Raw genomic sequence first — 17,725 nt, 5'->3', positions numbered from 1 at the left:
CTCACCAAAAGCTCCGGGTCCCCCTTCAAAATGACTGGCGCGAGCTTGTACGAAACCTCAATTTCTTTTTCCTCCAGCCGCCATTGATGCCTGCGGATGGTTTCTTTGATCTGTTCGTCCAGTTTCACCTCCGAAAGCTTCATCGGATAGGAATTCTGGTCAAGGGAAGTCAATAGCAGAAGCTGTTTGGTCAGATTGGACAGCCGCTTCGATTCCTGATCGATAATCTGCACGTATTCGAAATGTTCTTCATCTGACAGTTTCTGTGTCTGCAGAAGCTCCGCATACCCCTGAATATTCATGAGAGGGGACTGGAAGTCACGGCTCTTCTTAACACAACGGCTACCCGGAAAAGGAGCTCCTTCACTTCAAAAGGCTTGACTATATAATCTTCAGATCCGGATAGGAAGCCCTGTTCTTTATCACTGAGCTGTCCCTTTGCCGTCAGAAGAATAACAGGGATCCCGAAGTCGCCAGTCAAAGTTTTAATCAATCCCCAATGCTACAAGGAAAATAAAAGAATAGACTGGAACACGGGAGCTGATGGCTTCAAAGCCGAATAATACATCAACCAGGAATATACCTAGCCCTAAAGCCGAGACAAATGAGAGCAAAATAGTTGCTATCATGTAGATCGGCATCCTGATGGATTTCGTTAGCGCAAATAACAATGCAAGTATCAGGACCGTTTCAAGCAGGACAATTTTCATTATATCATCACTGTTAACATCCTGTTCGTCCACTATTTTCGGAGTGACCCCGCTATAGTAGGACTCAGCTTCCACACCGATTTCTTCTAATAACTCAGGTGTGTCGTCACGCAAATCTTTCATAAAGGATATGGCTTCATTTGAATATGGATTGATGGATAATGCCACACTCATTTTTGCCGCCTTGCCGTCTTCGGATAGAGCAGACAAGCGGACAGAGGCAACTTCATCATATTCCTGCAGCTTTTCACTTATCGCTGCTGTATCGTTTTCAGCCAGCTTCTGATCACTGACAATCAGAAGTGTCGAAGGAGCCAGCTCGCCTTTGTCATATCTGGCTTCGACTATTTCATAGCCAACCCGCGATGGCAGGTCTTCAGGGAATTTCTTGACAGTGTCGAATTCATAATCAAGGCTGAAAATATTAAACGCTGTGATGAGCATGAAAATGCCGACAATTCCGCCTGAGAGGCCGGGCTTGTTCACAACGAATCTGGCAATGGGTCCATGTTTAACTTCTGTTTCAGCACCGTATTTAGGAACCTTCGGCCAAAACGCCTTGCGTCCAAACAGGGTGAATAGAGCTGGAACCAGTGTAACTGACGCAAGCACGATAAAAAACATCGCCGTTCCAAAAATAGGGGCAAAGTTTTGATAGTCGCGGAAATCTGCAAAGAACAGAACCTTTCTGTTTTATTCTGGGCAATAATGGATTTCACCTCATCAGGAAGCGCATTGGACCTGCACTTAAGCCAATCATCAGCACAAGCCAGCTGATAATCGTAATCCACATTCCCCGTTTGGTGGAAACCCAATCTGTAATTAGATGCAGCAGTTCTTTCACATGAAAGCCTCCTTAACTTATTTCAAAGCCTATCTTACAAAATGAAAATAAACTTAAGATCAACTTTTGTTTACATTTAGCAAATACGTATGAAATGAGCGGTTTGTAAAGAAAATACAATTAGGGGAGACCAAATCAGAAATAAAGCAGGGGGTGATGGATGATGACGGTTAATGAGACTATTCTGCGGGTAACCATTGCATTTTTAGTACTCTTTTTATTAGCAAGGCTGATGGGACGAAAGGAAATTGGCCAAATGACTTTTTTCAACTGGACCACTGCCATTGGAATCGGATCTATCGCCGGAAACCTTGCTGTGAATGAAAGCACCCTTATAAAAGATGGAGTAATCGCACTGATAGTTTGGACGCTTTTCACCATAATACTGGATATGATCGACCTTAAATCAAAACAGGGAAGGATGGTCACAACAGGTGAGCCATTGATAGTTATCAAAGCCGGCAGGATCATGGAAGCAGCATTAAAAATATCCAGGATAGACATGGATGAACTTCAGGCGTTATTAAGGCAGAAGGACATTTTTTCGCTTAAAGATGTCGATTACGCTATTCTGGAAACAAACGGAGAACTGTCTGTTTTAAAAAAGGAAAGTCAGCAGCCTGTTACGAAAACAGATTTAAACATTAAGAGTCTAAAAAATGTTCTCTTTCCATTACCAACAGATGTCATTTCAGATGGAAAGATCAATTCAGAAAACCTGTCTAAATTACATTTAGAAAAAAGCTGGCTTGACAGGGAGCTGCAAAAAGCAAATATCCGCTCAGCAGAAGATGTATTTTTTGCACAAGTACAGCAGGACGGTACTTTATATATCGATAGGAAAAGTAAATAGAGAACAGAATCGGCTTCTGTCCTCCTATTTATTCTTGAACGTTCCCAGCAGGCGATGAAAAGGGCATTTAGAAATCGCGGTGTCATCATCCCGAAGAAAATATTGTTTCCATTCAAAATTGTCATCGGCGCCATAGCTATTCAAGTCAGGATGGATAGGGATGGCGTCATATTTTAGGAGCCGTTTGCGGACCTGATTTTTAATGCGGGATGCTAATGTTTCCTTTTTCATGAACTCCTGCAAAACCCATCTCGGCGTGATGGCAAGCATCATCATATCAAAATGGCGGCTCTGCCGATTTTTATGCGCAGGGGTGGCACAATACATAAAGTATTTTTCCCCGTGAAAGCAGAACTCCCAAAACGGATCGTGCGGGTCTTTTGGGATTTCGTTTGGCCACTCCACTTCATCTATTTCAGACAGCCCCGTCAGCTGATCCCAAAAAAGCTGCTCATATTCCTCTAGACTCAAATGATGCTCATGTTTATTAAAAATGATCAGGGAAGTGTAGCTTCCGTAGTCTCTTGAGTGCTTTGTGAATTCCTTCAGGATGGATGCTGTCTGCTGGATGGAGGCCGGATCTCCTGGGTTTTCCGCAAATCCATAACGAAGCTGATTTTTGGCAAACCCGACGGTCGCAGGAATACAGGGGAAGGGTTTTTCTTTATCCGTCATTTTTTTCTGGAATTTATCTAAGGCATTCAGCTGCCAATCTTCTAAACTCTGCAGGCTGGAGGAGCTGGCAGTATATAAATGGCTGATCTTGGTCACCCCTTCTAACTCCTATACTATATTCCAAGCGGGATAAGGCGGGTGAGTGTCCTTGGTAAAAATGGGCGGACAGAGGCGGGGGTGGGGTAGTTAATCAAAAGAATTAACGGCAAAAACCGGAATGCTGTAGAAAAATGGTAGGTTAATCAAAATGAAGACCTTAAATTTTAAATTCAAAGGTTTATTCTATAAAAAAACCGGGTAAAGAAATATGTTTAGGACGAAGCGGACTCAGTTTTAAAGGATTAAATCCAGGTGCTATAGGGGGAGAACATGAATAATCAGATGCTTCTTTTAGGGGAAAAGATTTTAAAAGAGAAGGACACAATAGCGAAAAAACTGCATAAGGATAGAATGAGCGGTGTCGAGATGACTGAAATAGAAAGATCACAGGCTGAGAAAATGGAAACGCACATTGTTCAGATTCGTGCTGAGTTTATTGAATTGTTCGGTGAGGCATTGCTGAATCATGAGAACAAAGATGAAGCAATGGAAAAGATTGAAAAATGGTGCAAGGAGACAGGCAAGTATTTTTTTAAGCTCGGTGTCCCATTGGATGAAGCTTTAAAAGATGCGGGATATTACCGGAAATATATCTGGAAAGAACTAGAGGAAACGATGATGGAGCTTGAGATGCCGGCAACAGAGGTTATAAAGGTTGTCTATTTGATAGATCCCCTGCTGGATCATTCCATTCATTGTTTCAGCATGGCTTATGTCAAATTCCATCAGTTAACCCTCGAGAATGCAAAGCAGGCTTTCCTTGAGTTGTCTGTCCCGGTTGTTCCCCTTTCTAAAGGTGTAGGCATCCTGCCGTTAATTGGGAATATTGATACAGGGAGAGCTCGGCTGTTAATGGAAGAAACGTTAAAACAATCTGCACACCTAAAGCTGTCTCATTTAATTTTAGACCTTTCAGGTGTAATGATTGTCGATACCATGGTCGCAGATCAGCTGTTTAAAGTAATTGAAGCATTATCGCTTGTCGGCGTTAAGACAATCATTACAGGAATTAGGCCGGAAGTGGCACAGACGATTGTTACACTGGGCATTAATCTGAATGGCATTCAGGTAAAAGCTAATGTGTATCAGGCTTTTGAAGAACTGCATGGATAAAATTAAAAATAGCAGAGGAATTCTGATTGAATTTCCTCTGCCATTTTTTAGTTTTAATCCCTGTCCGCCGTGGGCATCCATTTCATTTTTCCGCATATGAACCGTGTTAATTTTCCCAACCGTGAATACAATGAATCAAACAGCACTTCAATGAATATTGAGGGGTGATGACATCATGTTTTCGGTAACGGGAATGCTGGGGTTTGAAATATTTTCGCTTATGCATCTGGTTACGTTGGTTCTTTTCTTTTTTACGGCCTGGTGGCTGGCATATTACAGGCAGGCGCTCAGGGCTTATCAGAAAATCATTAAATGGACGCTGTTTGGTGCGCTGCTGGCTTGTGAAGTGACACATCATATCTGGCTGGTTCTGACAAATCAGTGGGATGTGGCCGATCTGCCTCTCCAACTATGCTCTTTGAGCACTTTCATTGCTCTTTACCTGTTTTTGAAGCCTAATAAAAAGGCTTTCTGGCTGCTGTATTTTATTGGTACAATTCCTCCTATTTTAAGCATGGTGACACCTGATATGGTTTACCAATTTCCTCATTACCGCTACATCAAATACTTTCTTCATCATTCAGCCATTCCATTAGCTGTACTCTATTTTATTTTGTTTGAAGGATACAGGGTTCCGAAAAAAGCGGTGCTGACCGGCTTTTTAACGCTTAACATAATTGCGGTGCCAGTGTTCTTTTTGAATCGGCTGCTGGGGACCAATTTCTTCTATTTGGCGAGCCCGACAGAAACCAAAACGCTGCTTTCATTTTTCGGAAATGGTGTCTGGTACTATGTAACACTTGAGGCTGCTGCGTTATTTGTCTTTTTTATAACTTATTTACCTATGCATTATCTGCAGAGAGCCGAACAAAAAGAGTCTGCGGAGAATGAAAGTCTTATCCCTGCTCGAGGGCAGAAATAAGGCTTTTCCTTTTTATCGTTTATTCTGTTCCTTTTCTTTTTCATACTGCCGCTGCGGAGTCATTTTGGAAATGGCATCTTCCACAACTTCCTTAGCTTTCTTCGCTTCCCGATCCTGTTTTTGTGCTTCCTCCTGAATGCGGTTTACATCCTGCGGGGCCTGCGAAAGGTTCAAAAGGAGATTCGGAATAGGAAGCAGGAATAAATGAGGCGATTCTCCGAACTGTTTTCTCTGTTAGAAGTTGCAACTGGTTCGGACACAGAACCGCGGTTTTTCTGCTTTCTGCGTCCGAAGTTGGCTAGGGTTCAAACACAGAACCGCGGTTTTCTGCTTTCTGAGTCCGAAGTTGGCTAGGGTTCGAACACAGAACCGCGGTTTTCTGCTTTCTGAGTCCGAAGTTGCTCCCTCTCACCAATCCCAAATAAGCCCCAAGCTGGATAACCTAAGTTTTATGCAAAAGGAACAGACTGTCTATGAAATCAACAACCCTGACGCGATAAATAGTGCGGCAGCAATCACGGCTCCAATGGCTGAAACCTTCAATTTATATCGTGCATAGTCAACAAGGTCCATATCCAGGATCGAAGCAGTGGTAATGGTGGTATCTCCAAGCGGGGAGGTCAGTGCTCCGAATGCCCCGCTTGCGAACACGGCTCCAACGGTAAGCGGAATGGAGGCGCCGGTTGAAACCGCGAGGGTAATTCCGAGCGGCATGAATAATCCCCAGGTTCCCCAGGAGCTCCCAATAAAATAGCCGACCACTGATCCGAGCACAAAGATAGCCGCCGGAGTCAAGAAGGCTGGCAGAAAGCTTCCGAGTGAGCTCCCAATAAAGTCGGAAAAACCAAGATCCTCCGCCGCCAGTGTCAGCGCCCAAATCAGAATGAGCAAGCTGATCGCCTCCATCATCTGGTTGCCTCCATCGTAAAAATGATAAAGAACTTCGTTCATTTTCTCCCGTCTGATTATGTAGAAAATAAAGGTTAAGACGAGAGTAATAAAAACAGCCAGCAGCATCACAAATGTAGCATCGGCCATGGAAAAGGCCTCGAAAATCGTCTTTGCACCCTGAGACATTCCATCCTGCCATAACAGAAAAAGAGAAAAGGCAAGTAATAAAACTACAGGGAAAATCAAGTGCCATGGCTGGGCTTTTACGAGCGATAATTCCTTCTTAATTCCCATCCGGTGGAATTCATGCTCTTTTTCCTCCAAATCGGTATGGGCTTCAGCATTTTGCTCTCCTGTCTTTTTCCGGCGCCAAAAAGTCTGCACAATACCAATCAGGAGCATAATGATTGCGTAAAAATTAAACAGAATACTTAATAAAAAAATCTCATATGCCGACATATCCAGATCCAGCCCGCTGATGCCGCCTTCAACAAGGGATACCATGAAGCCCACAAAAGCTGTTGCAATCGGAAGCAGCACAATCACTGATTCGGTTGAAATATCGAGAGTCATGCCTACCTTCTGCTTGGACAGATTCATTTTTTTAATCAAGGATTTGATAATGGGCCCGATCATCATAATCCGAAACATCGGCATCATGAAGGTGAAGGGAAGAGTGATCCAGATAAAAACAAGAAGACCGCGTTCTGACCGGATTCGCTTCCCGGCCCATTCCGAAAACCCCTTAATGCCGCCAGCAATATTCATCATTCCGACAAGCCCGCCGAACAAATATAAAAATCCGACTATCTTGATATTCGTTTCATCTGAAAGAGTGGTGACTATATAAGTGACCGACTGTTCCGTCCCAGAAATCAGGTCTGCTGAAACGATAATGGAGCCAATAAGGATGCCCGCCACCAAACCTGGCAGAATGTTTTTCAGCCAGATGGACATGCAAATCACTATTAGGAAAGGTATTAGGGAAAGCCAGGTGTTATTCAAGTTTGTGCCCTCCAATAAAATGCCGTTACTAATTTAGTATGGCCAGGTAAGAGAGGTAAATTCCTGGAAATTTGACCGCAAACAATGGTACGTCCACTCCTATGGTGGATGGCACTGCCGGCCAGCTTTTTTCTTTCATACATGAACCCATTGATATGGGTGTTTGATTTCGATTGGCTTCTACCGGGCACGTCCGTGGCTTAGGGGGAATTTAATTAGCTAGATAAAAAAATCGTCGTTAATGAAGATGAATAACACCCAAAAAACAGGAAGCAGTGAAGTAATGGTTGTTAAAGTATGCTCCTTTCAAAACCATCTATCAATAAAACTACCTTCTAAAAAAGGCCCTAGCTGTTATTAAGCTGGCGCCTTTTTTGCCTTATATTCATTTCCCAAACTTCCCATGATAATGAGCCAAAGCCATAAGAGGGAAGATATACCGATAGCTATGGTAATGAATATAAAAGCTCCCCGCCATGGCCTGCCCTTTTGGATAATCAGTCGTCCAATCCTCTTTATCGATCGAGTTCAGCAAGTACTGAATTCCTTTTTGAATCTGTTCAGTTGGCTGGTCTTCCGCTGCAATTAGAGCATCAACCGCCCATGCCGTGTCTGTAAGTGTACTTGCATTCAAGGGAACATAAGATTTTTGGCTGTCGCTCAGGCAGGATTCTCCCCAGCCGCCATCCTCGTTTTGTATTCCCTTCAGCCAGTCACAAGCCTTCCTGACAGAAGGATGGTTTGAATGGCCTGCCGCAATAAGCCCTGTTACGGATGCCCATGTCCCGTAAATGTAGCAAATGCCCCATCTGCCATACCAGGAACCATCCTGCTCCTGATGATCCAAGAGCCAGTTAACCGCGTTTTTAATCAAAGGGTCAGCAGCTGCTAGATTCGTATAGTTTCCCAAAAACTCCAGCGTTCTCCCGGTCAGGTCGGCTGAGGCTGGGTCTCCAAACATATATTCACCCTTTTCAATCGGAAGAATGGCGAGCCAGGGATTTTCGGTATTTCTTTCAAAGGAAGGCCATCCGCCATCGTCATTCTGCATGGAGACCAGCCACTGAATGCCACGATCCCAGGAACCCTGATATTCTGAATTGTCCCCGGCACTTCTGGCGATTGCCCTCAATGAAGCGGTGGTGTCATCGACATCCGGGTTGAGGGTGTTAACATCGGAAAATCCCCACCCGCCGGGTTTACCATGGGGATTATGGATAGCCCAGTCCCCATACTTTTCATGCTGACGCTTCAGCAAATAGGTGTTTGCTTTTTTTACTGCAGGGTCATCGGGAGAAACACCGGCTAATTGGAGAGCTGTGTTTATGAGGGATGTATTCCATACACTGGCATTTGAATATTGCATATGAGGGAGACCGTCTATATCTGTCCGGAGCGATTTCAGCCCTGCAACCGCATTCTTTATAACGGGCTCATCCTTGGAATAGCCAAGAGCCAGGAGTGCAAAAATCATTAAAAAGGTTGAGCTGAAATAACTATAGAATGTTCCATCCGGCTCAATCCGCTCAAGCATATATTCCTTCGCCCGGTCCATTGCCAATGAGTGAAGCTGTTCAGGCAGCCCCAAAAGCTCTTCCACACCTTCTTGGATGAATGACAAAAATGATCGGTATTCGCGTTGCACCTCCCACTGGGCTCTTGTTAATAGCAAGTCAGAAAGGTCAGGGCTGTTTTTCGTTTTGATGCTGAACTTTTTTTCTGAAAGAATGAGAATCGGAGCCAGATTCACACGCCCATACACCGAAAACTGATAAAAATTGAAAGGGAAGGACAGGGGCAGAAGCATTATCTCAACGGGAATTGGAAAGGATTCAGGCCATGGGTATTGTCCCGTAGTGGATAGCATAATTTTGGTGAAAATATTTGCGTTCTCCATTCCGCCATGCTCCAGTATAAACTTCCTGGCAGCTTTCATCCTGGCGTCTTCCTTCTCGATATAGCCCGAATAAAGAAGTCCATAATAAGCCTCCAGCGTGGCATTTGCATTTCCATCCGGTTCATCCTTGAATAACTTCCAGGCGCCATTCTCTTCCTGCTTGCTTAGGATTCTTGCAGCCAGTCCCTGAATTAATTTTTCATCATGCATCTCCAGTGTCCTTAATAAAATGATCATATAAGCGTCTGTTGAAATGCCGGTTTCAAAAGGATAACTCCATGAACCATCATGGGACTGGTCTTTTCTTAATGCGGCAATGAGACGTTTCATGCCAGCAGCGGTATTGGTCATTTCATGCACATTCCTCTCAAGTTAAATTGCTCCTATAAATACATATTCAAATGACAGAGAGAGAATTCATGGAGGAGGTCTGCTTATCTTTTTTCAAAAGAAATACCCAATGAGCTGGTTAAAAGAAGAATTAAAGAAAAGAGTTCAAAAGCAGATAAACCTTTCAGATGAAGAAAAGGAGATTCTGGGCCAGGTTAAAAGGGAGACAACAGAATGGAATCTAAATAACGTCACCCGGACAAAAGCCTATTTGGATTTCTACCGGCAGCATCCCGAAATCCATTGGGCGTTTTTGGGTCATATGGTTTCCAGGAATGGCGGCTGGAATATGACCGATTTAAAAGGGGAGCTCCTGTCCAGATTACTATCACATCGCGAAAAAAAATCCTTCTTTTCTTTTTTGGAAAGAGGGAATTGGCTCATTTTTCAAGATGCGTATCCCCAATTTTTGATTTACAGGGAAAGCCTGAAACGAAACAAGCCCTTATTTTTTCTGCTCCCGTTCCTTAATATCTCAGTTTTTATGGAAACAGTCTGGAGCTGTTTTTGGAGGAAGCCTGATCCCTATATGCTCACGATTGCCCTTATCATCAATGAACAAAGTTATTTAGAAAAAAGGGTCATCCAAAACCCACAATACAAATTCGAGGTTTTTCAAAAGCTTGAATTTAAGCTCCAGGAGCTGCTGTCCTTGAATCACATCCTTTTCCCTTATGAAAAGAAGGGTGTCCTTCATCTGAAAGGCCAGACCTTGAATCATTTTGAATCGCTGCACGAACGAATAACATTAGGGAAAAGGCTTTACGATGTTCTATTTAAGGACAAAGAGGTCCTTGCCTTAACGGAACAATGGGCGAATGCACATCCCCATACCGGCTCAAGAAAGGATTACTGGCCGCATATCTTCAATGATGTTCACGAAGGGGTGCCAGGCGAGCAATATCAATTTCAGCTAAAGTCGTGCCTGCTCCGGCCGGGAGGAAGAAGGATTTTTAGCCCAAGCCTTGAAATCGCCTGGAAAAATGTAAGCCAGCCTGAAGCAGAATTAGGAGATTGGTATAAAAGTGATCACGTATTGGAGTATTTTTCGGAGTTAGACGATATGATTAATGGGGAGATCCGGCATGCTTACTGTCAAACACTTGAAAGGCTCGAGCTCGCAGCCCTTGCCAAAAAGGCCGTCTGGAATTAAAAGATATATGCCGGCCATGCTGATGGCATCGCTCTTAGGCACATATTTAGATTTGTATTTTACCGGGAAGGGGATGTACGCTTTCCCAACGCGGCCATTCTCAGACATCTTTACGATCAATATTTTATTCACTCTGGCCGTCCTGCCGATCTTCATGACTTTTATATTAAGAATAATAGAAAGCTTAAAGGGCTGGTTCCGGGGGATGATTGTATTGGCCATCAGTGTTGCGATGGCAGCTGCAGAAAAGATGGCAGAGAGTATCGGAATGTTTGTTCATGCCGAAAACTGGCATCACCTTTATACCTTCATAGGCTACTGCCTATTTATTGGATTGATCGCTGCTTTTCATGGATGGATGAATGGAAATCACTTTAAAAAACCTATTTCAACGGAGTAAAGGGTTCAGTTTTCGGTTGCTTTATTGAAAATGGCCTAAAGAATGACGTGTGAATTGGCATACGTCTTTTTTCTTGTTTATTAAGGTTTATAGCCTCTTCCATCGGTTTTGACATTTCAATTGACATTATATTTTATATTGTACAAAAAACCATAGTACCATTAAAATGCCGTGCCAAAAGAACTGTCAATTACAATGCCGCTTGGACTGCAGGCATTATTTCTTATTCAACTAACGGTGCAGTTTTGCTCAAGAAGGATTTTCAAAAAATTTACGAGAAATATTTTAATCAAATAAAGCTTTGTTCGGAGGACGATATGGAAGATTTTAAAGTGATGCAATTAAAAAGTCTGTTTCATATTGATTTAACCCATTTAGTTAAGGAAAGCAAAGCAGAGGGTTTTCGGTTTCTTGAAAGATTAGTTAATGATTATGAAAATGGCACTAATAGATTTAATAATCCTGGGGAATCTTTATATGGTTTGTTTAACAAAGAAGGTGTACTAATTGCTATTGGAGGGCTAAATATTGATCCATTTTCAAATGATGAAAAAGTAGGACGGTTAAGGAGGTTCTATGTTTCTAATGATTATCGAAGGAATGGGCTTGGAAGATTCTTGTTAAGTCAGATAATTTACGATGCAAAAAACTTTTACAAGGTTTTAGTACTTCATACAGATACAGAGCAAGGAGATAAATTTTATACTTCCCTTGGATTTTCAAAGGAAAATAATTATCCAAATTCAACACATTATTTAAGCTTATTTAATATGTGAAGAGTTATTAAGAAAACTGGTGCCGCTTTTCTTGAATAGGTAGTCGTCTTTTTGTATTACACTGGATTCGGGAACAACACCTATTAGGGATTAGAGGTATATCAAGGTGTAGAATAGATTGTGAAGGAGTAGGCTGCAACTATCGGGGGCATTATTTTAATAGTCGGCACAGATTTCTTGCTATTTTACGTGCTCGTAGTTACTTTATTTGGCGGGTTCTTAACTGGAGCCGCCTTTTTATTATAAAATAATGTGTGAAGCATTTAACTTCAGCGGGAATCTGCTCATCAACTTTAACGCAGGATGGGATATCAGGCAAAAGTACAGGGTTTGTTATGAATTTTCAGATTTGCAGATTCAGATAATAGAGCCAACATACAAGTTTAATAAACTTATTTGCAAAGAGAGGGCAGCAGCCTTCTCTTTTTTTGTATCTCAATGGGACAAACACCGTTCCTTTTTTTCTGCCTTTTCATAGCTTGTTACTAGATTATGGAAAGGAGGACAAACATGTTTGGATTTTCAATGATACAAATGGTTCGTACACATGCGGATAAGCTGGATTTGCAGCTCCGCCAAGATTTGATTCACCTTTATACCCCTTTTAAATGGACACCCTGCTTTTTACATTCTCCTTTGGAAAAAGTACTGAAAAGAACCAAAAGCTTTCCTGTAGTCGTGGAATTTAAGAAAGGCTGCAGTTTTACTGATGCAGTAGAGGAATGTCATGCTGTTTCACAAAGGCATTTCAAAGCAAAGGTAAATAGAAGCTTTTCAAGCATTTCCTGCTGCAGTATGGATATGACGCCAGCCGCACTCGATGATCTATTAACCTCTTGCTCCCACATTCATAAAATCCATTACGATCGAAGTGTACAAGCACTGCTCGACGTCGCCACACCCTCTGTTGAAGCAGGAGAAGCACTGAGAGAAAGCAATTTGCTGACAGGGCAAGATGTAACGATTGCCGTAATTGATACTGGAGTTTACCCTCACCAGGATATAGGGGATCGTTTAAAACATTTTAAAGACTTTATTAATAACCGTACAACAGCGTATGACGACAATGGCCATGGTACCCATTGCGCAGGTGACGCTGCCGGTGATGGTACCGGCTCGGGCGGAATATATAGAGGGCCTGCACCGAATGCAAATATTATTGGTGTCAAAGTATTGGATAAGCTGGGTTCAGGTTCCCTGTCCACTGTCATGGCAGGGGTTCAGTGGTGCATTGAGTATAACAGAGCCCCGGAAAACCAGCCGAAAATTGACATCATAAGTATGTCGCTGGGGAGTTCACCTGTAGGGGATCCGGAAGATGACATGATGGTAAAAGCGGTTAATGCGGCATGGGATGCCGGTATTGTTGTTTGTGCTGCAGCAGGAAATTCAGGTCCGAATTTTGGAACGATTGCCAGTCCTGGAATCAGCGAAAAGGTCATAACAGCCGGGGCAATGGATGACCGGAATACATCCGTTCGTGAAGGTGATATAATCGCAAACTTTTCAAGTCGTGGAACCCTATCAAGTCAGTTGATTAAGCCAGATGTTGTTGCACCTGGTGTAAATATCATATCATTACGGTCGCCAAATTCATATTTGGATAAACTGCAAAAGTCAGCACGTGTGGGTACTGAATACTTCTCATTATCCGGAACTTCAATGGCAACGCCCATTTGTGCTGGAGTTGCCGCGTTAATTCTGGAAAGCAACAGACAGCTGTCACCGGATCAGGTTAAAAATAAACTTATGACAGGTGCTGAAACATGGGGGAATCCCCAGACTGAAAATAATAAATATATATATGGAGCCGGTTATATAAGCGCCAAAAATTCAATCCTGGAAACAAACAATCATTAAAAATACAAAGCGATTCTTCTAAAGGGAATCGCTTAATTTTATTATTTGGTACATATTAAAAGAAAAGAATTATCCGAAGGAGATAATATAACAAGCCAACGTAAATTAGTAATATTTATTGCAGCAAGTTTGGATGGGTACATCGCTGCAAAAGATGAATCACTGGAGTGCTTTTTAATGTTGAAGGGGAGGGCGATAAGTATCAGTATTAACACTTCCTATCCATTTTCATTCTCTGTGGTGAGCGCTGAATTTTGTACTTCATGGATGGCTAACGGGTAGCGTTAACTCAGGAAGGATTAACGCATTTTCTTATTCATCAATGGTTTTTAAAATTCTACATAAAATTAAAAAATAAAAACGCCAATCTTCCGATTCATATGGGTTTGACGATTTTCTACCTTTATAGTTGTGTTTATGTTAACCCAAAATTGCAATTGATTGTTTTTGCGCTGCCAAATTTTTACTTTTATCACTCACGTTAATAGCAATATAGAATTTTTAGCCTATCGGTTGTTAAGAACCAGGTGGGACTTTAATCCATCCGCACTTGCGCATTAAATGATTTAATTCAGTCACGTAAGCTAATTTTTCTGCTTGAAACTGAATAAACAATATACCTGCATCAGTACGAATCGATTCTGAAGCAGCACCAGCAGCACGCATTATAAAGCTAATAATTTTTAAAGATAATTCGTTTCCAATTACATGATCCGTTAATTTAACACCGAGTGGAACACTGTTAGGGTCTGATTGTGGCATATCTTCAGGGGGCAGAAGGCAATGTAATTCCTTCCTTGATCATAAAATCATGAAGTCGTTCCCTCTGACTGTTCCCTAGTTTCATGTCTTTTTCAAGTATTGCTTTTAGTTCATTTTTGCTGTTTTATATGCCATTTGAGATTCAATGGGGTTAGGCTTTTTTCTGTTGGAAAATTCATTTCCTATTTTGCATTTATAAAACAAAAATGTCCTTTATTAATGAAAGTTAACACTCTATTTACAAATAGGTAAAGCTCCCATTGTTCGACATTTTTTAAAAAATCACTTGATATAATGACATTATTTTAAGAGGAAGGGGGATGAATTTTGATCCTAAGCAACGAGAATAAACCCATCTAAAATAAAGATTCAATCATTGGGGGAGGAACTATGACGGAGATTGTGCTTTATGTCGGTACATATATTTCTCTTACTTTTGCCCTTGGCTGGCTGATTACGGTTGCTTTTAATTTGTTCTTAAAATAAAAGATATTAAAGTCCTGTTTCGCTGCAGGCATTAACGACTCCACGGCTTGTGCGCATTCTTCAGGAATCCTATTATCCAGGGAGGAATTCGATATGTGGATTTTAACGCTTTTTTTACAGGATGGGATTCAAATGTTTGAGTATGACACCAAGGAAGAAGCAAAAACACAGTTTAAGAATGCCAATGGATGCAAAATTCTATCTGAGATCATTCATTATAGAGACTTTGAAAGTAGATAATAAACTAATTTACAAAAAGACCTTCTTCCGTTGAAGGTTTTTATTTATTTATGCTGTCAGATAAACGGCTGCTTTTATTGTTTATAAATAATATAACAAAAATAAATTTTGTTTACGAAATGTTTGACTAAACTCAAACATTATTTTAAAATGTTTAATATAACTCAAACAAATTATTTCTTTGTTTATAAAAAATGGGATGTGTTTTAACGAATGGAATTATCAAATCAATTCTGGAACTCTTCTTTGGAGGAGCTAAAACAGGGTTACATTGAAGAAAAAGAAGTATACACTTGCCTGTTGTGCGGGGAAAAGACGGAAAAAGGGATTGTCTACCCATATAAAGATCGATTTTACGAAGCGGAACGGTATATGCGCATTCATATTGAAACGGAGCATATTTCGGTTTTTGACTATCTGCTTTCGATGGATAAGAAACTTACAGGGCTTACGGATCATCAGAAAAGTCTTCTGCAGCTTTTTTATCAGGGGAAAAGCGATAAGGATATTCAGAAGGAGCTGGACATGGGGAGTACCTCGACCATTCGCCACCATCGTTTTGCCTTAAAAGAAAAGGAGCGGCAGGCGAAGACCTTTCTGGCGATCATGGAATTGCTGAAGGAAAAGGATGAGCACGCACCAGCGTTCCTGCCGGTCCATAAAACAGCCACGATGGTGGATGACCGCTACAACATAACGCAGGAGGAGAAGGAGAAAATCCTTAATAAATATTTTCCTGAAGGAACCGGTGTGCCCCTCGTAAAGTTTCCGCCAAGAGAGAAGCAAAGGCTGATTTTGCTGCGGGAAATTGCCGGCAGGCTGAAGGTCGAACACAAATACGGCGAGAAAGAGTTAAACGAGGCACTGAAAGCCATTTATGAGGATTATGCTTTGATCAGAAGGTATTTGATCGATTATGGGTTTTTAGACCGAAAGCCCGATGGCAGCGAGTATTGGCTTAAAAAATAGAATAACGGGGGATTACCATGGAACGCAAAAGAGAATTAAAACAGCAGTTTAAAGAAACGCCCATTGAAGCAGGGGTTTATCAAATAAAGAATAATGTGAACAATAAAATCTTCATTGGCTGCACAAATAATTTAAAAAGCTTGAATGGAGTAAGATTTTCACTTGAAACAAACGGCTATATGCCTAATCGGGAGCTGCAGGACGAGTGGAATCAGTACGGGAAAGAGGCTTTTGAATTCGTCATTTTGGAGAAGCTGAAAAAGAAAAATGATCCGTATTTCAACGAGAAGGAAGCCCTGGAGAAGATGGAAGAAAAATGGCTGGTGGAGCTGCAGCCATATGGGGAGAAAGGATTTAATAAAAAAAAATGATTCAAATTAGATAGAAAAATGACGTGTGCCAATCTGCACGTCATTTTTTTTGTGCCCGGAGAAAAGTGAAAGTTATTAGTTCGGTTCTGTAAAGACCAAAGATAACCAGTCGTTTCTTCGAAATGAAAAATCTATGGGCCAAAACCTGGAGAAATGACTGAGTTATCATCCAATAGCTGTGGGGTCTGGAGGATCGTGAAGCATAATAATTTTATTTATCTCCATTTAGAAAAATAGGTACACCCATTTTTAATAACTTGGCTTAATACTAGGGAAAATCCACACAACAAAAAATTTATTTTTACTATAATATAGTAGTTTATTGAAGGGAGTGAACCACATGCGTGATAAAAGGCTAAACAGAAAAAAGGACAAGGTGCAAGGGTTGCTTGAAGAATTAAACAATATCGAGGCCACAGAAGAAAATGAAAAAATCAGAGGTAAATTGCAGTCCAAAGTAGATAAGTTACAAGCTCAAATTGCAGAAATAGACTCAGAGCCTTCAACTGAAGAATAATAGAGAGTTACAAAAGGGTATGAAACTATTTGCGCAATCAGAAGGTAAGTAGAAAAAAAGCAAAAGTGGAAAAATTACTTGGTGAATTGAACCAGATAGGTAATACAGAAGAAAATGAATAATCCATGAAAAAGCTGCAATCCCAAAGTGGAAAATTCAAAGGTTCAAATATCAGAAGCTGAAACAGAAGAAGAGTAAGAAAATTAATCGGACGAATGTAAGATGCCAACAACTTAAGGTTAATGGAAACCAACAAAAAAACGACTGATTATGAATCTCGTTCCTTCGCATCAATTATATAAGATTATTACTCCTAGAAAAAGACAGGTCAGGAACAATTTATATAATCAGAAAGGAGGAAGAAATGGGTTGGCAAAAGAAAAAAAGCAAATTGAAAAAAATCCAAAGATTGCTTGAGAAATTACAGTCACTTGAGAACAATAGTGAAATTTCAAAAATGGATTACCAAAGCTTAAAAGATGAATATCTTGAGAGATTATATGAATTAGGATATACCATTGCAGAAATAGAAGCAGATACAGAAGTGGAAGCAAATGCAGAAGCAAATGCAGAAGCAAATGCAGAAGCGGACGCAGAAGCAGAGGCAGAAGCAGAAGCAGATGCGGAGGCAGAAGGAGAGGCAGAAGCAGAGGCAGATGCAGAAGCAGAGGCAGAAGCAGAAGCGGAAGCAGAAGCAGATGCAGAAGCAGAGGCAGAAGCAGAAGCGGAAGCAGAAGCAGAGGCGGAAGCAGATGCTGATGCAGAGGCAGAAGCAGAAGCAGAGGCAGAGGC

At 41.4% G+C, this 17,725-nt stretch carries 19 protein-coding genes and 3 pseudogenes; 13 read left to right on the top strand and 9 right to left on the bottom strand.

Features of this window, described 5'->3' with window-relative positions:
* From BFI01S_RS17230 to BFI01S_RS24415, 4 genes and pseudogenes are all read right to left on the bottom strand, one after another.
* Positions 1-302, bottom strand: a 302-nt coding sequence (locus BFI01S_RS17230) for a histidine kinase dimerization/phospho-acceptor domain-containing protein (RefSeq protein ID WP_305791229.1), incomplete at its 3' end; no start/stop codon positions are given.
* A gap of 23 nt (positions 303-325) precedes the next feature.
* Positions 326-493: pseudogene (locus tag BFI01S_RS17225) on the bottom strand (DNA-binding response regulator); the annotation flags it as partial.
* Positions 489-1,394 (bottom strand): annotated as a pseudogene (locus BFI01S_RS17220) (MMPL family transporter); the annotation flags it as partial. The pseudogenes BFI01S_RS17225 and BFI01S_RS17220, both read right to left, overlap by 5 nt.
* A 31-nt stretch (positions 1,395-1,425) precedes the next feature.
* Positions 1,426-1,554 carry a hypothetical protein gene (locus BFI01S_RS24415; protein ID WP_268875342.1) on the bottom strand — a complete coding sequence of 43 codons (129 nt, stop codon included), beginning with the start codon at positions 1,552-1,554 and terminating at the stop codon, positions 1,426-1,428.
* Between the two features lie 163 nt (positions 1,555-1,717).
* On the opposite strand from BFI01S_RS24415, the gene BFI01S_RS17215 reads away from it, so the two are divergent.
* A complete protein-coding gene (locus BFI01S_RS17215) occupies positions 1,718-2,407 on the top strand; it encodes a YetF domain-containing protein (protein WP_061793708.1) in 690 nt (229 codons plus the stop codon).
* A gap of 24 nt (positions 2,408-2,431) precedes the next feature.
* Here BFI01S_RS17215 and BFI01S_RS17210 read toward each other — a convergent pair whose 3' ends face one another.
* A complete protein-coding gene (locus tag BFI01S_RS17210; protein ID WP_061793707.1) occupies positions 2,432-3,169 on the bottom strand; it encodes a YqcI/YcgG family protein in 738 nt (245 codons plus the stop codon).
* Between the two features lie 282 nt (positions 3,170-3,451).
* Between BFI01S_RS17210 and BFI01S_RS17205 the strand changes: the two genes are divergently transcribed.
* Together BFI01S_RS17205 and BFI01S_RS17200 are read left to right on the top strand one after the other, a co-directional pair.
* Positions 3,452-4,294 carry an STAS domain-containing protein gene (locus BFI01S_RS17205; protein WP_061793705.1) on the top strand — a complete coding sequence of 281 codons (843 nt, stop codon included), beginning with the start codon at positions 3,452-3,454 and terminating at the stop codon, positions 4,292-4,294.
* A 175-nt stretch (positions 4,295-4,469) separates the two neighbouring features.
* The gene (locus BFI01S_RS17200; protein ID WP_061793704.1) at positions 4,470-5,216 is read left to right on the top strand and encodes a YwaF family protein; all 747 of its coding nucleotides are present in this window, start codon (positions 4,470-4,472) and stop codon (positions 5,214-5,216) included.
* A gap of 12 nt (positions 5,217-5,228) precedes the next feature.
* Here BFI01S_RS17200 and BFI01S_RS23520 read toward each other — a convergent pair whose 3' ends face one another.
* From BFI01S_RS23520 to shc, 3 genes are all read right to left on the bottom strand, one after another.
* Positions 5,229-5,390 carry a hypothetical protein gene (locus tag BFI01S_RS23520; protein WP_169799783.1) on the bottom strand — a complete coding sequence of 54 codons (162 nt, stop codon included), beginning with the start codon at positions 5,388-5,390 and terminating at the stop codon, positions 5,229-5,231.
* A gap of 297 nt (positions 5,391-5,687) precedes the next feature.
* A complete protein-coding gene (locus BFI01S_RS17195; RefSeq protein ID WP_061793703.1) occupies positions 5,688-7,112 on the bottom strand; it encodes a Na+/H+ antiporter NhaC family protein in 1,425 nt (474 codons plus the stop codon).
* A gap of 385 nt (positions 7,113-7,497) precedes the next feature.
* Positions 7,498-9,360 (bottom strand): squalene--hopene cyclase, encoded by a 1,863-nt coding sequence (gene shc / locus BFI01S_RS17190; protein WP_061793702.1) that lies wholly within the window; start codon positions 9,358-9,360, stop codon positions 7,498-7,500.
* Between the two features lie 109 nt (positions 9,361-9,469).
* Between shc and BFI01S_RS17185 the strand changes: the two genes are divergently transcribed.
* From BFI01S_RS17185 to BFI01S_RS24095, 5 genes and pseudogenes are all read left to right on the top strand, one after another.
* On the top strand, positions 9,470-10,552 hold the full coding sequence (locus BFI01S_RS17185; RefSeq protein ID WP_061793701.1) for a DUF2515 family protein: 1,083 nt from the start codon (positions 9,470-9,472) through the stop codon (positions 10,550-10,552).
* Positions 10,485-10,952 (top strand): CBO0543 family protein, encoded by a 468-nt coding sequence (locus BFI01S_RS17180; RefSeq protein WP_082804555.1) that lies wholly within the window; start codon positions 10,485-10,487, stop codon positions 10,950-10,952. Before BFI01S_RS17185 ends, BFI01S_RS17180 begins: the two co-directional genes overlap by 68 nt.
* A 317-nt stretch (positions 10,953-11,269) precedes the next feature.
* On the top strand, positions 11,270-11,728 hold the full coding sequence (locus tag BFI01S_RS17175; RefSeq protein ID WP_061793699.1) for a GNAT family N-acetyltransferase: 459 nt from the start codon (positions 11,270-11,272) through the stop codon (positions 11,726-11,728).
* A 510-nt stretch (positions 11,729-12,238) separates the two neighbouring features.
* Positions 12,239-13,588, top strand: a complete 1,350-nt coding sequence (locus BFI01S_RS17170) for a S8 family peptidase (RefSeq protein ID WP_061793698.1) — start codon at positions 12,239-12,241, stop codon at positions 13,586-13,588.
* 87 nt (positions 13,589-13,675) lie between these two features.
* Positions 13,676-13,785: pseudogene (locus tag BFI01S_RS24095) on the top strand (dihydrofolate reductase); the annotation flags it as partial.
* A 319-nt stretch (positions 13,786-14,104) separates the two neighbouring features.
* Here the strand turns inward: BFI01S_RS24095 and BFI01S_RS17165 are convergent.
* Positions 14,105-14,350: a hypothetical protein gene (locus BFI01S_RS17165; protein WP_061793697.1), complete on the bottom strand. Its 246-nt coding sequence runs from the start codon at positions 14,348-14,350 to the stop codon at positions 14,105-14,107.
* Between the two features lie 579 nt (positions 14,351-14,929).
* On the opposite strand from BFI01S_RS17165, the gene BFI01S_RS23515 reads away from it, so the two are divergent.
* The 5 genes from BFI01S_RS23515 to BFI01S_RS23735 form a co-directional block, all read left to right on the top strand.
* The gene (locus BFI01S_RS23515; protein ID WP_169799782.1) at positions 14,930-15,076 is read left to right on the top strand and encodes a hypothetical protein; all 147 of its coding nucleotides are present in this window, start codon (positions 14,930-14,932) and stop codon (positions 15,074-15,076) included.
* Between the two features lie 213 nt (positions 15,077-15,289).
* Complete coding sequence (locus BFI01S_RS17160) at positions 15,290-16,045, top strand: DUF2087 domain-containing protein (protein WP_061793696.1); 756 nt, start codon at positions 15,290-15,292, stop codon at positions 16,043-16,045.
* Positions 16,046-16,062: 17 nt separating this feature from the next.
* Complete coding sequence (locus tag BFI01S_RS17155) at positions 16,063-16,416, top strand: GIY-YIG nuclease family protein (RefSeq protein WP_061793695.1); 354 nt, start codon at positions 16,063-16,065, stop codon at positions 16,414-16,416.
* Between the two features lie 340 nt (positions 16,417-16,756).
* Positions 16,757-16,933, top strand: a complete 177-nt coding sequence (locus BFI01S_RS23125) for a hypothetical protein (protein WP_156478351.1) — start codon at positions 16,757-16,759, stop codon at positions 16,931-16,933.
* A 364-nt stretch (positions 16,934-17,297) separates the two neighbouring features.
* Positions 17,298-17,725, top strand: a 428-nt coding sequence (locus tag BFI01S_RS23735) for a hypothetical protein (RefSeq protein WP_176572987.1), incomplete at its 3' end; no start/stop codon positions are given.

This window comes from Cytobacillus firmus NBRC 15306 (genome assembly GCF_001591465.1).
Classification (GTDB): Bacteria; Bacillota; Bacilli; order Bacillales; family Cytobacillaceae; genus Cytobacillus; species Cytobacillus firmus.
This window is presented reverse-complemented; position numbering and strand designations above follow the sequence as displayed.

What these genes read in the sequence shown, in the direction of transcription:
- BFI01S_RS17170 (WP_061793698.1), top strand. Translation starts at nt 12,239, where the DNA reads ATGTTTGGATTTTCAATGATACAAATGGTTCGTACACATGCGGATAAG.
- BFI01S_RS23515 (WP_169799782.1), top strand. Translation starts at nt 14,930, where the DNA reads ATGTGGATTTTAACGCTTTTTTTACAGGATGGGATTCAAATGTTTGAG.
- BFI01S_RS17160 (WP_061793696.1), top strand. Translation starts at nt 15,290, where the DNA reads ATGGAATTATCAAATCAATTCTGGAACTCTTCTTTGGAGGAGCTAAAA.
- BFI01S_RS17175 (WP_061793699.1), top strand. Translation starts at nt 11,270, where the DNA reads ATGGAAGATTTTAAAGTGATGCAATTAAAAAGTCTGTTTCATATTGAT.
- BFI01S_RS17200 (WP_061793704.1), top strand. Translation starts at nt 4,470, where the DNA reads ATGTTTTCGGTAACGGGAATGCTGGGGTTTGAAATATTTTCGCTTATG.
- shc (WP_061793702.1), bottom strand. Translation starts at nt 9,360, where the DNA reads ATGACCAATACCGCTGCTGGCATGAAACGTCTCATTGCCGCATTAAGA.
- BFI01S_RS17155 (WP_061793695.1), top strand. Translation starts at nt 16,063, where the DNA reads ATGGAACGCAAAAGAGAATTAAAACAGCAGTTTAAAGAAACGCCCATT.
- BFI01S_RS17180 (WP_082804555.1), top strand. Translation starts at nt 10,485, where the DNA reads ATGCTTACTGTCAAACACTTGAAAGGCTCGAGCTCGCAGCCCTTGCCA.
- BFI01S_RS17215 (WP_061793708.1), top strand. Translation starts at nt 1,718, where the DNA reads ATGACGGTTAATGAGACTATTCTGCGGGTAACCATTGCATTTTTAGTA.
- BFI01S_RS23125 (WP_156478351.1), top strand. Translation starts at nt 16,757, where the DNA reads ATGCGTGATAAAAGGCTAAACAGAAAAAAGGACAAGGTGCAAGGGTTG.
- BFI01S_RS17205 (WP_061793705.1), top strand. Translation starts at nt 3,452, where the DNA reads ATGAATAATCAGATGCTTCTTTTAGGGGAAAAGATTTTAAAAGAGAAG.
- BFI01S_RS17165 (WP_061793697.1), bottom strand. Translation starts at nt 14,350, where the DNA reads ATGCCACAATCAGACCCTAACAGTGTTCCACTCGGTGTTAAATTAACG.
- BFI01S_RS17185 (WP_061793701.1), top strand. Translation starts at nt 9,470, where the DNA reads ATGAGCTGGTTAAAAGAAGAATTAAAGAAAAGAGTTCAAAAGCAGATA.